This window comes from uncultured Pseudoxanthomonas sp., from assembly GCF_947498795.1.
Classification (GTDB): Bacteria; Pseudomonadota; Gammaproteobacteria; order Xanthomonadales; family Xanthomonadaceae; genus Pseudoxanthomonas_A.
This window is the reverse complement of the sequence record NZ_CANMLQ010000001.1, coordinates 38328-51275: the sequence shown is the minus strand read 5'-3', so window position 1 is coordinate 51275 and position 12948 is coordinate 38328. Positions and strand designations below refer to the sequence as shown.

General features: G+C 67.4%; 14 protein-coding genes. 2 read left to right on the top strand and 12 right to left on the bottom strand.

Features of this window, described 5'->3' with window-relative positions; translation table 11 throughout:
- Positions 1-160: 160 nt before the first annotated feature.
- From yegS to Q0907_RS00250, 3 genes are all read right to left on the bottom strand, one after another.
- Positions 161-1093: a lipid kinase YegS gene (gene yegS, locus Q0907_RS00260; protein WP_299340370.1), complete on the bottom strand. Its 933-nt coding sequence runs from the start codon at positions 1091-1093 to the stop codon at positions 161-163.
- A gap of 336 nt (positions 1094-1429) precedes the next feature.
- Entirely contained in the window at positions 1430-2104 is a 675-nt protein-coding gene (gene rpe / locus Q0907_RS00255; RefSeq protein WP_299340367.1) for a ribulose-phosphate 3-epimerase, read from the bottom strand.
- Between the two features lie 8 nt (positions 2105-2112).
- Entirely contained in the window at positions 2113-2442 is a 330-nt protein-coding gene (locus tag Q0907_RS00250; RefSeq protein ID WP_296279451.1) for a DnaJ domain-containing protein, read from the bottom strand.
- Positions 2443-2639: 197 nt separating this feature from the next.
- Between Q0907_RS00250 and Q0907_RS00245 the strand changes: the two genes are divergently transcribed.
- Positions 2640-3566 (top strand): phosphoribosylaminoimidazolesuccinocarboxamide synthase, encoded by a 927-nt coding sequence (locus tag Q0907_RS00245; protein WP_299340364.1) that lies wholly within the window; start codon positions 2640-2642, stop codon positions 3564-3566.
- A 170-nt stretch (positions 3567-3736) separates the two neighbouring features.
- The gene (locus Q0907_RS00240) at positions 3737-4216 is read left to right on the top strand and encodes an Mpo1-like protein (RefSeq protein ID WP_299340361.1); all 480 of its coding nucleotides are present in this window, start codon (positions 3737-3739) and stop codon (positions 4214-4216) included.
- Positions 4217-4298: 82 nt separating this feature from the next.
- On the opposite strand, the gene Q0907_RS00235 is transcribed toward Q0907_RS00240, so the two are convergent.
- From Q0907_RS00235 to Q0907_RS00195, 9 genes are all read right to left on the bottom strand, one after another.
- Positions 4299-5156 carry an NAD-dependent epimerase/dehydratase family protein gene (locus tag Q0907_RS00235; protein WP_299340358.1) on the bottom strand — a complete coding sequence of 286 codons (858 nt, stop codon included), beginning with the start codon at positions 5154-5156 and terminating at the stop codon, positions 4299-4301.
- Positions 5157-5162: 6 nt separating this feature from the next.
- The gene (locus Q0907_RS00230) at positions 5163-5534 is read right to left on the bottom strand and encodes a Na+/H+ antiporter subunit G (RefSeq protein WP_299340356.1); all 372 of its coding nucleotides are present in this window, start codon (positions 5532-5534) and stop codon (positions 5163-5165) included.
- A complete protein-coding gene (locus Q0907_RS00225; RefSeq protein ID WP_296279827.1) occupies positions 5531-5794 on the bottom strand; it encodes a K+/H+ antiporter subunit F in 264 nt (87 codons plus the stop codon). Before Q0907_RS00225 ends, Q0907_RS00230 begins: the two co-directional genes overlap by 4 nt.
- A gap of 17 nt (positions 5795-5811) precedes the next feature.
- Positions 5812-6312 carry a Na+/H+ antiporter subunit E gene (locus tag Q0907_RS00220; protein WP_299340355.1) on the bottom strand — a complete coding sequence of 167 codons (501 nt, stop codon included), beginning with the start codon at positions 6310-6312 and terminating at the stop codon, positions 5812-5814.
- A 2-nt stretch (positions 6313-6314) separates the two neighbouring features.
- The gene (locus Q0907_RS00215; protein WP_299340352.1) at positions 6315-7880 is read right to left on the bottom strand and encodes a monovalent cation/H+ antiporter subunit D; all 1566 of its coding nucleotides are present in this window, start codon (positions 7878-7880) and stop codon (positions 6315-6317) included.
- Entirely contained in the window at positions 7877-8299 is a 423-nt protein-coding gene (locus Q0907_RS00210) for a Na+/H+ antiporter subunit C (RefSeq protein ID WP_299340350.1), read from the bottom strand. The genes Q0907_RS00215 and Q0907_RS00210 overlap by 4 nt, the downstream gene beginning before the upstream one ends.
- Positions 8299-11130, bottom strand: a complete 2832-nt coding sequence (locus Q0907_RS00205) for a monovalent cation/H+ antiporter subunit A (protein ID WP_299340347.1) — start codon at positions 11128-11130, stop codon at positions 8299-8301. The genes Q0907_RS00210 and Q0907_RS00205 overlap by 1 nt, the downstream gene beginning before the upstream one ends.
- Before the next feature lie 93 nt (positions 11131-11223).
- A complete protein-coding gene (locus tag Q0907_RS00200) occupies positions 11224-12174 on the bottom strand; it encodes a sodium:calcium antiporter (protein WP_296279435.1) in 951 nt (316 codons plus the stop codon).
- Between the two features lie 90 nt (positions 12175-12264).
- Entirely contained in the window at positions 12265-12885 is a 621-nt protein-coding gene (locus Q0907_RS00195; protein WP_296279433.1) for a lectin, read from the bottom strand.
- Positions 12886-12948 lie beyond the last annotated feature (63 nt).

The window sequence follows — 12948 nt, the reverse complement described above, 5'->3', positions numbered from 1 at the left end:
AGCGGGAGCGCGGGATGGGACACGGGCCTACTTTACCCGACGCATCGGGCCGACGACCACTGGGGAACGCATGAATTGTTGCCGTCATCCGCGCGGCGTTCAACAGACGCACGTCTGGTCAGGCGGGAATGACGAGCAAGCGAGCGCTTTCAGCGCTTCCCTAAGGTTGCATCCGCAACGGACAGGGTGCCGGCAGATGCATGCGGACCCGGCCGGGGACGCACTCGATGCGGAAACGGCGGGACTGCACGGGCTCGCCGTCCAGATTGAGGGTCAGTGGCTGGTCCGCGTCCAATTCCACCCAGGGCAGCCGTGCGCGGGTGGCGACGCGGTCCAGCGCCGCGTGCTTGCCGTCCTTGACCAGCGTCCCGAGGGTGGCGGCGACTTCGCCGGACAGCTCCGGCACGAGCGTCACGTCCAGCAGGCCGTCATCGACCAGCGCATCCGGGCACAGCGCTTGCCCGCCGCCGGCCTGGCGCCCGTTGCCGATGCCGAGTGCAATGAAGTCGCCCCGCCAGTCGAACTCCGGGCCGCGCACGCGCGCGGTCATCGGCTCGATGCGCCCCAGCCTGGCGATACCGGTGATGAGATAGGCAAGACCGCCGAGCATCTTCTTCAGGCCTTCGTCGGTTTCCACCGTCACCTCGGTACCGAAGCCGCCACTGGCGAGGTTGGCGCACCAGTGCACACCGTCGTCGGCCTCGATGCGCAGCAGGTCCAGCGGCACGGCGGCCCCCGCGTGGACGAGCTGCAGCGCAGGCAGCGCGTCGTCCGGAATTCCGGCGGCGGTGGCGAAGTCGTTCGCGGTGCCCAGCGGCACCAACCCGAGCGAAGGCAGCGCGTCGGCTCTCTGGTCGCGGTGAGCGAGGGTCGTCGCCACTTCGCTGAGCGTGCCGTCGCCGCCCCCGGCGATGACGGTGTCCACGCCATCGGCGATCGCCTCCGCGACATAGCGCTCGGCGTCGCCATCCTCCCAAGTCACCCGCACGTCAAGGGCGATGCCGTCTTCGCGCATCTTCGCCACGGCCTCGCGCAGGTCGTCATCGCCGGCGGACTTGCCGTTGAGGATGAGGCGCCAGCGGGGTGTGGTCATAAGGAATTCCTGGGGGACGCGCGAGCATAGCGGGTGCGGGGGTGGGAGCGACGTGAGTCGCGAACATCGTGCCCGGAACCCACGGCAGATGATGGATCGCGTTGGCCGACTGAAGGCTCGCGACTTACATCGCTCCCACAACGCGCCTCCCCTTGTCACGGGCCCGTCACAGTCGGTCCGTAGTATGGAAGGCCATAGCAGGGACGACGGGCGGAGGCAGGATCAGCCTCCAATTCTTCCGGGGCGGTGTCGAAAGCCATCGCCTTTTTCAATGTAGAGCCGAGCCTGCTCGGCTGTTTGCAAGGCAAGCGGAGCAAGCTCCGCTCTATGCACCCTTCAGCTGCGCGCATGCGCCACGGCCTGGCGCATGCGATCGATCACGTCGTTGTAGTCCGGTGCATTGAAGATCGCCGAGCCGGCGACGAAGGCATCCGCGCCCGCAGCCGCGATCTGGCCGATGTTGTCGGCCTTCACGCCACCGTCGATCTCCAGGCGGATGTCCTTGCCGGTCTTGTCGATCATCGCGCGCACGGCCCGCAGCTTGTCCAGCGCCGACGGAATGAAGGCCTGCCCGCCGAAGCCCGGGTTCACCGACATCAGCAGCACCAGGTCCAGTTCCGGCAGCACCCAGTCCAGCACTTCGACCGGCGTGCCGGGGTTGAGCACCAGGCCGGCCTTGCAGCCCAGCGACTTGATCAGCTGGATCGTGCGGTGCACGTGCTTCGAGGCTTCCGGGTGGAAGCTGATGATGCTGGCGCCGGCTTCGGCGAAGTCCGGGATGATGCGGTCCACCGGCTCCACCATCAGGTGCACGTCGATCGGCGCGGTGACGCCATGCTTGCGCAGCGCGCTGCACACCAGCGGGCCGATGGTCAGATTGGGGACGTAGTGGTTGTCCATCACGTCGAAGTGGACCCAGTCGGCGCCGGCCTTCAGTACGTTGTCGACTTCCTCGCCGAGGCGGGCGAAGTCCGCGGACAGGATGGACGGGGCGATGATGCAGTTCGACATGGAGAGGCTCACTTGCGCTTGCGCTGGGTCTTGATGCGGTCGTAGGCGGCGTTGATCTCGCCTGCCTTCCGTTCGGCCTGGCGGCGCAGGTCTTCCGCGGCACCAGCCATCTTGTCGGGGTGGTACTGGGAAATGAGCCGGCGATAAGCCTGATCGACCTCAGCATCGCTGGCGTCGCTGGTCAGGCCGAGCGCGCGATACGGATTGTCGCGGCCGAGCCTGAACCAGTCCTCGTCGAAGGCATGGCCGATGATCAGGCCCACCAGGCCGCCCAGGGGATGGCGCATCAGCAGCCAACCGGCCACGAATCCCAGCAGTTTTCCGTACCAGCGCTTCATTCGGCCCGCCTTCTCCGGCAATCGCGGCATTTTACGGCACACGCCGCCCGTCAGCCCGTACACTACGCGGCCCGGTCAGGTACCCGGCCCCGCCACCGCGGGTAGACGGCCGCCCCGGGGCACGGGCGCACGGCCTGCCGCACGCCCCGACGACGCTGTACCGCTTCGCTGGTTTCCGGACTCCCCAAGGAGTGTTTGTGCCCACGACGTTGCTTCAATCCGATCTGCCCGGCCTCACCCTGCGCCATCGCGGCAAGGTCCGCGACGTGTTCGACCTGCCCCGCGAGCGCCTGCCCGCCGATGCGCCCCCGGGCGACTACCTGCTGATGGTCGCCACCGACCGCCTCAGCGCGTTCGACGTGGTGCTGCCCGACCCCATTCCCGGCAAGGGCGAGATGCTCTGCCAGATCTCCAACTTCTGGTTCGCCAAGACCGCGCACCTGATGCCGAACCACCTGACCGGCATCGACGTGGCCAGCGTGCTGCCGGCCGGCGTCGACGCCTCGCTGTACGCCAAGCGCGCGGTGGTGACCAAGAAGCTCAAGCCGGTGCCGGTGGAAGCCATTGCGCGCGGCTACCTGATCGGCAGCGGCTGGAAGGATTACCAGCGCACCGGCAAGGTCAGCGGCATCGAGCTGCCCGACGGCCTCCGCCAGGCGGAGAAGCTGGCCGAGCCGATCTTCACCCCGTCGACCAAGGCCGCGGTCGGCGACCACGACGAGAACATCGACTTCGACGCCATGGTGAAGACCGTCGGCGCCGAACTGGCCGAGCGCGTGCGCGACGCCACCCTGCGCATCTACCGCTTCGCCGCCGATGTCGCCGCCGAACGCGGCATCCTGCTGGCCGACACCAAGTTCGAGTTCGGCACGGACGAAGACGGCCGCCTCTACATCATGGACGAGATGCTGACTCCGGATTCCTCGCGCTATTGGCCCGCGGACCAGTACGAAGTCGGCACCAGCCCGCCGAGCTACGACAAGCAGTTCGTGCGCGACTACCTGGAAACGCTGGACTGGAACAAGACCGCGCCCGGCCCGGCGCTGCCCGCCCAGGTCATCGAGCGCACACGCGCCAAGTACGCCGAAGCGCTGCAGAAACTGGCCGGCATCGTCGTCGATTGACCCCTGTGGGAGCGACGTCAGTCGCGATGGAAGGCCGCGGCCAGACTGATCGCGACTGACGTCGCTCCCACAGTCGAACCTCTCCACCGACCTGACGGCCGGGCCGGCAGCGCCCGACGGGCTGGGGTATGCTCCATACCCTGCCGCATTGCCATCCTCGGGAGGGATGAATGAACGCGACCGCGCAACGTCCGGTGGACCGCTGGTTCGCCAGTTATTCCGGCGACCACGTCAACGAGACCAACCAGCTGATCCACGTGTTCGCCGTGCCGGCGATCCTGTGGACGGTGGTGGCGCTGCTCTGGTGCATCCCGGTGTTCGGCACCTGGGTGAAATCCGGCATGTGGGCGGCGCTGGCGATGTTCGGCGCGTGGATGTACTACTACAAACTCTCGCGACCGCTCGGTTTCGGCATGCTGGCGATCTTCATCGCGATGGCGTGGCTGACGCGCTGGCTGGAAGCCGTGCTCGGGCTGCAGAACCTGTTCTTCGTGGCGGTCGCAGTGTTCGTGCTGGCGTGGATCGCCCAGTTCATCGGCCACAAGATCGAGGGCAAGAAGCCGAGCTTCCTGACCGACCTGACCTACCTGCTGATCGGGCCGGCCTGGGTTCTGAGCAAGTTCTATAGGAAGATGGGCTGGAAGTACTGAGTAGGGCCGAGCTGAGCTTGCTTGGCTGATGCCGTGCACGGCATCTATCTGAACTGCGAACAGCAGCGGAGCAAGCTCCGCTCTACGATTCCACCGCGCGCTTGTCGACCATGAATTTCCGCGGCACGTAGCCGAAGTCGCGTCGCGCCGGCGCCGCATCGAACACCAGATCCTCGCGCATGCGCGCCACCGCATCGTCGGTGAGCCCTCGCATCGCGCCCGCCATCCGGGCGAACGACAGCACCGCGCGGAAGACCGGCATCGGCAGCTGCCATAGCGTCGCCGGCGGATCGAGCGCCTTCAGCGTGCGCGACACCATGTCGCTGTAGGCCAGCGTTTCGCCTCCCGGCAGCGAATAGGCATGTCCGTGGGTGGCGGATGCCTCCACGACGGCGAGTGCTGCCATCGCCAGATCGTCGACGTGCACCGGCTGGCGCTTGCCCTCGGCGCCACGCGGCAACACGAAGAAGCCCACGCGCCGCGCCATCGCCGCGATCCGCGCGAGCGTCTGGTCGCGTCCGGCGCCATAGACCAGGGTCGGACGCAGCAACGTTGCTGCGGCGCCATTGGCCGACGCGGTCTCGAACACGGTTCGTTCGGCGGTCTGCAGCCGCGCGACGACGTCGCGCTCGTGCGCGTCGCCCGACGCTTTCTTGGTGTCGAGGCTGGTGGATCCGAACGCGACCACGCGTGGCGCCGCGACCAGCCCGCGGGCATACCACTGCGCGAAACCATCCAGCGGGCCGGTGCTGAAGATCACATCGACGCTGTCGGGCAGTCCCTCGATGCCGGCGAACCCGCCCGGCAGCCACTGCACGTTCGACAACGGAGGACGCGCGGTCCGCGATACCGCGAACACCTGCCAGTCGCGTGCGTCGAGCCGCGCGAGCAGCGCCTCGCCGATCTGGCCGCTGGCACCGAAGACGAGGGCGGTACGCATTGCGGATCAGGCGTCCTGGCCGGCGTCTTCGTCGACCGCATCGACGGGCTTGGCCGGTTCACCGCCCGGCATCGGGGGACGCTCGGCCATGTGCAGCGACAGCGCGGCCTTGGCCATCAGGTGCGCGCTGATCGGCGCGGTGATGAAGAGGAACGCGGTGATCAGCAGTTCGCGCGGCTGCGGATCGGTGCCGCTCAGCGCGTGATAGCCGACCGACGCGATCAGCATGCAGCCCACGCCCAGCGTACTGGCCTTGGTGGGGCCGTGAAGGCGCTTGAAGAACTCCGACAGCTTCAACAGGCTGAAGGAGCCGACCAGGATGAAGAAGCTGCCCACGGCCAGCAGCAGCACCAGCAGGATGGCGAAGACCCAGCTCATTCGACGATGTCCCGGCGCAGCACGTACTTGCTCAGCACCACGGTGCCGACGAAGCCCAGCATGGCGATGATCAGCGCCGCTTCGAAGTAGACTGCCGTGCCCAGGTACATGCCGAACAGCACCAGCTGCGCGATCGCCGCCACGAACAGCGTATCGAGCGCGAGGATGCGGTCGGGCACGCTGGGCCCGCGAACGAGCCGCACGAGTGCCAACAGCATCGCCAGCCCGACCACGTGCATCGAGCCCACGATCGCGTACATCACTAGCGCCTGCGGGGTCACGGGAATATCTCCATCAGCGGCATTTCATAGCGTGTCTTGATCTGCCGGATCACCTCGTCGGCATCATCCAGGTTCAACACATGCACCAGCAGGTGGCTCCGGTCATCCGACAGCACCGACGACACCGTGCCGGGGGTCAGCGTGATGATGCTGGTCAGGGCCGCAATGCCATGGATGTTGTTGATGTCGAGCGGCACCCAGATGAAGCCGGGGCGGATGTTCCGTTCGGGACCGAGCACCTGCAGCGCCACGGTGACGTTCGCCTGCACGATGTCTAGCGCCAGCACGCCCAGCATGCGCGGCACGCTGCGCAGGCGGCCGATGCTAGCGAACTCGCGGTCCAGCCGTGCGGCGAAGGGAGGAATCAACAACGCCAGCAGCAGCGCCATCGTCACCTGGCCCGCGCTGATCTCGTCGTTCATCAGCAGCCAGAAGCAGAACACCGTCACGCTCAGAGGCAGCGACGGCAGCAAGCGCTTGCGCCAGGTCGCAGCCATGCTCAGGGCTCCCTCAGGATGGGCGCGACGGCGCGCATGTGATCGACGTAGTCTTCGGGCGCCTGCAGCTGCGCCGCAGTGGCCCGCGTGTAGTCCAGGATCGGCGACGCAGCGAGCACCAGGACGATGCCATAGGCGAGCAACAGCACGACGGCCGCCGTCTCGAGCGGACGCGAGGGTGCCACCGCCATCTGGTCGGCAGGCATGAATGCTTCCTGCCGTTCCGCACTCGCGTCCGGCCACGGCTCCACGCGCCAGAACAACCGCGTGCCCGCGCGCGCCAATCCGACCAGCATCAGGAAACTGGTGCCCAGCACCAGCGCCCAGATCCAGAACGTACGCGGACCGGAGGGCACCGCTTCCAGCAGCAGCAGCTTGCCGATGAAGCCCGACAGCGGCGGAAGGCCCGCCAGCGAAACCGCAGCGACCAGGAACAGCAGGCCCGGCACGGTCTTGTCGGGCAGCGCCGCGATCACGTCCTTGCGGTCGCTGGCACGGCCACGCCGGCGACGGATCAGGTCCGCCAGCAGGAACAGTGCGGCACCTGCGAAGCTGCTGTGCACCAGATAATACAGCCCCGCACCGATCGTGCCGGCGGTGTGCAGCGCGAACGCGACGAACAGCGTCGCCGCCGAGCCCAGCACAAGATATGCGGCCAGCGCGCGAAGCCGGTTCGCCGCCAGGACGCCCAGCGATGCCAGCGCCAGCGTCGCCGCGCCCAGCGCCAACAGTGCGGGCCAGGCGAACCCGTCCAGCGGTCCCGCTGCGCCGAAGGTCAGCGTGCCCAACCGCAACACCGCGTACAGGCCGACCTTGGTCATGATGGCGAACAGGCCCGCGACCGCCGCCGGCGCGTGGGTATAGGTTTCGGGAAGCCAGAAATACATCGGCAGCAACGCCGCTTTCGCGCAGAACACCACGAACAGCAGGCCTGCCGCCGCCCGCACCAGCGCGATGTCGCCCGCCGGCAGTTGCGCCACCCGCACCGACAGCTCGGCCATGTTCAACGAGCCGAGCAGTCCGTACAGAAGTCCCAGCGCAATCAGGAACAGTGTCGACGCCGCGATGTTGAACGTCACGTAATGCAGGCCCGCGCGCATCCGCTCGCCACGACCACCGCTGAGCATCAACCCGTACGACGCGATCAGCAGTACTTCGAAGAACACGAACAGATTGAAGATGTCGCCGGTCAGGAACGCGCCGTTCAAGCCCATCAGCTGGAACTGGAAGAACGCGTGGAAGTGCGGTGCGCGCCTGTCCCAGCCGGCGCATGCATGCAGCAGGCAGGCCGCACCCAGCAGCAGGCCCACCAGCAGCATCAGGGCGGACAGCCGGTCCACCATCAGCACGATGCCCAATCGCGCCGGCCAGTCGCCGAGCAGGTAGACCGAGACCTCGCCGGACCCCGCGGACGCGACCAGCACGCAGGCCACGGCCAGCATGGCGGCGATCGAGGCCCACGCGACGATGCGCTGCGGGACCATGCCGAACCGGCGGTGTTCGAAGAACAGCGCGATCGACGCGGCGAACAGCGGGATCAGGATCGGCAGCACCGGCAGGTGGCTCATGCGCGTGGCTCCGCCTCATCGGCCTTGGCGGCATCGCGGGCTTCATCGTGCCGGCGCTGCTCGGCGGCGAGGAACGCACGCTCGGCCCTGCTGCCGTCGACATGGTCGCTGTCGTTGTCGCCACGGCTGCGGATGGCCAGCACCACTGTCACCGCCGTCATCGCGAAGGCGATCACGATGGCCGTCAGCACCAGTGCCTGCGGCAGCGGGTCGGTGTAGTTCGCCAGGGTCGGCGCCACGCCCTCGCGCAGCACCGCCGGCTTGCCGGGCACCAGCCGACCGCCGCTGAAGATCAGCAGGTTGGTCGCATACGAGAGCAGCGTAAGCCCCAGGATGACGTCAAAACTGCGCGCACGCAGCAGCAGGTACACCCCGGCTGCGGTAAGGATGCCGATCGCGCTCGCCATGGCCAGTTCCATCAGCGCAGTTCTCCGGTACGGGTGGAGCGTTCGCCCGGCTCCATCACGCCCAGGTGCGAGACGCGCGTGCGCGAGGGCTTGATAGTGCCCATCATCGACAGGATCAGCATTGCGCCACCGAACACCACCAGGTAGACGCCGGTGTCGAAGCCGATCGCGCTGGCAAGGGGCACCTTCCCGATGATCGGCAGCTCGAGATCCAGATGCCCGCTGGTCAGGAACGGCACGCCAAAGCCCATCGACGCCACGCCGCTCAGGCCGGCGACGATCAGGCCCACGCCGATGCAGCGTACGTAATCGAAGCCGAAGCGGGATTCGACCGACGCCGCGCCCTGGATCACGTACTGCACCAACAGAGGTACCGCCAGTACGAGGCCGGCGATGAAACCGCCACCCGGTGCGTTGTGGCCGCGCAGGAACAGGAATACGGAGACGGTCAGCGTGAGCGGGAACATGATCTGCGCCAGGTCCGCCGGTACCGGCAGCGGGATCGGCGGGCCGGACATGATCTTCTCCGGCGCCATCCGCGCGCGGCGCAGCAGCGCATGCACGATCAGCGCGGCGATGCCGAACACGGTGATCTCGCCGAACGTATCGAAGCCGCGGAAATCCACCAGGATCACGTTGACCACGTTGCTGCCATAGGCCTCGGGCAGCGAACGCGCCAGCAGTTCGCCGCTGATCGTGTCGCCCGGCCGTGTCATTACCAGATAGGACAGTACGCCCGTGCCGATGCCCGCCGCGAGCGCCACCACGATGTCGCGCACGCGGCGGCGCGGCGTGCGCTCGGGCGGCGAGCGTGGCGGCAGGTAGTGCAGGCCCAGCAGCAGCAGGACCAGGCTGACCATTTCCACCATCAACTGCGTCAGGGCCAGATCCGGCGCCGACAGGAACACGAACGTCAGGCTGACCACCAGTCCCGCGCCGCCGAGCACCACGACGGCGAGCAGCCGTTGCCGGTACAGGCGGATCGTCCACACCGCGCAGGTCACCAGCACCAGCCACAGCAGCCAGCCGAGCAGCGGCATCGGTTGCGATGCACGCCACTGCACCGGTGCGGCATCACCACCGATGAAGGGCGCGGCACCGGCCACGATGGCCGCAAGCACCAGCCACAGCAGGCTGCGCTGCAGGCTGCCGTTGGCAAGCGCTCCGGTGAAACGTCCGGCCAGCGCGTAGAGCGCCTCCATGTTCCAGCGAAACACGCTGCGACCGAGCGAACGACGCACGATGGCGTGCAGGTCGAACAACCGCCGCAATCCGAAATACAGGGCGATGCCGCCAGCGATGCCCGCCAGACTCATGAGCAGCGGCTTGTTGATCCCGTGCCACACCGCCAGGCTGTACTCGGGCATGGCATCGCCAAGGATCGCAGCTGCGCTGGCATGCAACACCGGGGCTACGGTCCACGCAGGGAACATGCCGACCGCCACGCACAGCACCACCAGCACCTCAACGGGAATCTTCATCCAGCGGGGCGGCTCATGCGGGATTACGCCACCGGCGTGCGGATCGTCGCCGAAGAACGTCTCATAGACGAACCGCAGGCTGTAAGCCACGCCGAAAACGCCGTACAGGAGTGCCGCCACGCTGATCGCGTCGCGCATCGCGCGATGCCCCGGGATATCCAGCGCCTCGGCGAAGAACATTTCTTTCGACAGGAACCCGTTGAGCAGCGGAATGCCTGCCATCGCGAGCGACGCGATGATTGCCAGCGCACTGGTCCACGGCAGGTAGCGCCGCAGGTTTCCCAGCCTGCGCATGTCGCGGGTGCCCGTCTCGTGGTCGATGATGCCGGCCGCCATGAACAGCGACGCCTTGAACGTGGCGTGGTTGAGGATGTGGAACACACCGGCCACCACGGCCATCGGCGTGGAGATGCCGAACAGCAGCGTGATCAGGCCGAGGTGGGAGATCGTCGAATACGCCAGCAACCCCTTCAGGTCGTGCTGGAAGATGGCGTACCACGCGCCAACCAGCAGCGTCAGTGCGCCGACGCTGGTCACCACGTAGAAGAACAGGTCGGTCCCGGCCAGCGCCGGGTGCAGGCGTGCCAGCAGGAACACGCCGGCCTTCACCATCGTGGCCGAATGCAGGTAGGCCGAGACCGGCGTGGGCGCGGCCATCGCATGCGGCAACCAGAAATGCAGCGGGAACTGCGCGCTCTTGGTGAACACGCCCGCCAGCACCAGCAGCAGGGCCCACGGATACAGCGTGCTCGCGCGGATCAGGTCGCCCGACGCCAGCACGATATCCAGGTCGTAGCTGCCGACGATGCGGCCGATCAGCAACACGCCGCCCAGCAACGCCAGTCCGCCCGCGCCCGTGATCGCCAGCGCCATGCGCGCACCTTCACGCGCATCCTGGCGATGCGACCAGAAGCCGATCAGCAGGAACGAACTGATGCTGGTCAGTTCCCAGAACACCACCAACAACAGCAGGTTGCCGGCCAATACCACGCCGAGCATCGACCCCATGAAGAGCAGCAGGCTGGCGAAGAAGCGCGGCGCGCTGTCCTTCTCGCTGAGGTAGTAGCGCGCGTACATCACCACCAGTGCACCGATCGCCAGAACCAACCCGGCGAACATCCACGCCAACCCGTCCAGGCGCAGCGTGAACGCGAGACCGATCTGCGGGATCCACGCATGATCGGCGCGCAGGTTCCACCCTTGCAGCACGCTCGGCGTCATCCACGCCAGCAGCACCAGGCCCAGCAGCGGTGCGAGCCCGGCCAGCCATGCGGTCGCGCCGCGCGGCAGGCCGCGCGCCAGCGCCACCACCAGCGCGAGCACGAAGGGCAGCGCCAGCAGGATTTCAAGGAAAGGAATCATCTACCGCCTTGCGTTGCAGGGAATGCGTCATTCGCGAGCAATCGCCCCGAGTTTAACAAACCCGTTCACATAAGCCTGACCCCGCGGTTCAGGTCAGGCGAGCAATGCGATCTCCAGGATCAGCCAGCCGACGAAGGCGGCGAGCAGGATGCCGCCTTCCACGCGGCTGATACGCAGGTCGCCGCGCAGCATGGGATACAGCACCAGCACGAACGCGATGGCTGCCGGCAGTTCCAGCCGCACGAAGGACTCCGGCAGCGCCAGCGGACGGAATGCCGCCATGCCGCCTACCACCACCAGCAGATTGAACAGGCTGGAGCCGATGACGTGGCCGGCGACCATGTCGCCCTGTCCACGCCGCGCCGCCATGGCTGCGGCCGCGATCTCCGGCAGCGCCGTGCCGATGGCGACCGGCAGCAGGCCGGTGAGCAGCGGCGACAACCCCCATCCCTCCCCGATCACCGGCGCCGCCTGCACCACGTAGCGTGCACCGAAGTACAGCAGGGCCGCCGCCACGGCGAATCGCAGCAGGTTCAACCAAAGCACGATGCGCGTGCTGGCGAACGCCTCGACGTCCGTCCGCACCGCCTGCGCTTCGCGTGGCGCGCGCGCCAGCAGGAACGCCAGCGCCGCGACGAAACCCAGCAACAGCATGCCGCCTTCGACGCGACTGACCACGCCATCCAGGCCGAACACGATCAGCCCCAGCGAGGCCAGCGCCAGAAAGACCAGCAACGGGGACAGCACGCGCAACCGCACGAGCACCGGCGCGGCGAGCGCCGCCACGCCCAGCGTCAGGCCCAGGTTGACGATGTTGCTGCCTACCGCATTGCCGAGAGCGAGTTCCTGCGCCCCGACCCAGGCCGCGCGCGCATTGACCGCCAGTTCCGGCAACGACGTGCCGAACGCGATCAGCAACAGGCCTGCCACGAAGGGGGACGCGCCGATCCGCTGCGCCAGCCCGGATGCACCCTTGACGATCGAGTCGCCGCCGAGCGCCAGCAGCACCAGTCCCAGCGCGAAATATCCCCAGGCTTCCGTCATCGCACGACCCCTTCCCGTGTGGTGTGCGGCGATTCTATGCCTGCGCGCGACGGTGGAGCCAGCATGGGCACCGCCTCGCGGCGAGGTGGCTCAGGAACAGCCTTCCACGTAGTCGACCTGCGGCGACAGGCCCACGCGCCAGGCAGTGACCTTGCCGGATGCGTCGGCCTCGAACACCAGGCGGGTCGGTGCCACGTCGCCCGCGTCCATCGCCAGGTACTGGCCACCCTGCGTGTACTTGTGCGGCGAGGCCTTCAACGCGCCGCCATAGAGCTTCTGCAATTCATCGATGCCCATCCCGACCTTGCCGCCACCCGGCGCGGTTTCCTTGTCGGTGCCGACGTCGTAGCGGACGAACTTGCCTTCTTCCATCATGAAAGCGAAGTCGGCGGGGCGGGTGATCCACTTCGGCCACAGGTAGTGGCAGGTGGTGCCCTCCATCGGCGCGCCATTGAGTTCACCGCCCCATGCCGCGCGTGCCTCATCGACCGTGCTGCCCAGCTTCATGTCGCCGTAGCCGAGGAAACTGGCCTGGGTCACCGGACCGGCGGGCGCGGCGGTGTCGTCCACGGCGGGCGTCGGTGCCGGGGCTTCCGCCATCGGTGTGCTGGTCGCCGTGGTCGTCGGCTCGGCTGGCGGCGTACCGGCTTCTTCGCGCTGGCACGCGGACAACAAGGTGACGACCATCACGATCGGCAGCATCGACTTCATCGGCTCTCTCCATTGCACAAACCTGAATCGTAGCGTTCACGCGTTAATTCGCTGCGAACGTGC

What these genes read in the sequence shown, in the direction of transcription:
- yegS (WP_299340370.1), bottom strand. Translation starts at nt 1,093, where the DNA reads ATGACCACACCCCGCTGGCGCCTCATCCTCAACGGCAAGTCCGCCGGC.
- rpe (WP_299340367.1), bottom strand. Translation starts at nt 2,104, where the DNA reads ATGTCGAACTGCATCATCGCCCCGTCCATCCTGTCCGCGGACTTCGCC.
- Q0907_RS00250 (WP_296279451.1), bottom strand. Translation starts at nt 2,442, where the DNA reads ATGAAGCGCTGGTACGGAAAACTGCTGGGATTCGTGGCCGGTTGGCTG.
- Q0907_RS00240 (WP_299340361.1), top strand. Translation starts at nt 3,737, where the DNA reads ATGAACGCGACCGCGCAACGTCCGGTGGACCGCTGGTTCGCCAGTTAT.
- Q0907_RS00235 (WP_299340358.1), bottom strand. Translation starts at nt 5,156, where the DNA reads ATGCGTACCGCCCTCGTCTTCGGTGCCAGCGGCCAGATCGGCGAGGCG.
- Q0907_RS00230 (WP_299340356.1), bottom strand. Translation starts at nt 5,534, where the DNA reads ATGAGCTGGGTCTTCGCCATCCTGCTGGTGCTGCTGCTGGCCGTGGGC.
- Q0907_RS00225 (WP_296279827.1), bottom strand. Translation starts at nt 5,794, where the DNA reads ATGTACGCGATCGTGGGCTCGATGCACGTGGTCGGGCTGGCGATGCTG.
- Q0907_RS00220 (WP_299340355.1), bottom strand. Translation starts at nt 6,312, where the DNA reads ATGGCTGCGACCTGGCGCAAGCGCTTGCTGCCGTCGCTGCCTCTGAGC.
- Q0907_RS00215 (WP_299340352.1), bottom strand. Translation starts at nt 7,880, where the DNA reads ATGAGCCACCTGCCGGTGCTGCCGATCCTGATCCCGCTGTTCGCCGCG.
- Q0907_RS00210 (WP_299340350.1), bottom strand. Translation starts at nt 8,299, where the DNA reads ATGGAACTGGCCATGGCGAGCGCGATCGGCATCCTTACCGCAGCCGGG.
- Q0907_RS00205 (WP_299340347.1), bottom strand. Translation starts at nt 11,130, where the DNA reads ATGATTCCTTTCCTTGAAATCCTGCTGGCGCTGCCCTTCGTGCTCGCG.
- Q0907_RS00200 (WP_296279435.1), bottom strand. Translation starts at nt 12,174, where the DNA reads ATGACGGAAGCCTGGGGATATTTCGCGCTGGGACTGGTGCTGCTGGCG.
- Q0907_RS00195 (WP_296279433.1), bottom strand. Translation starts at nt 12,885, where the DNA reads ATGAAGTCGATGCTGCCGATCGTGATGGTCGTCACCTTGTTGTCCGCG.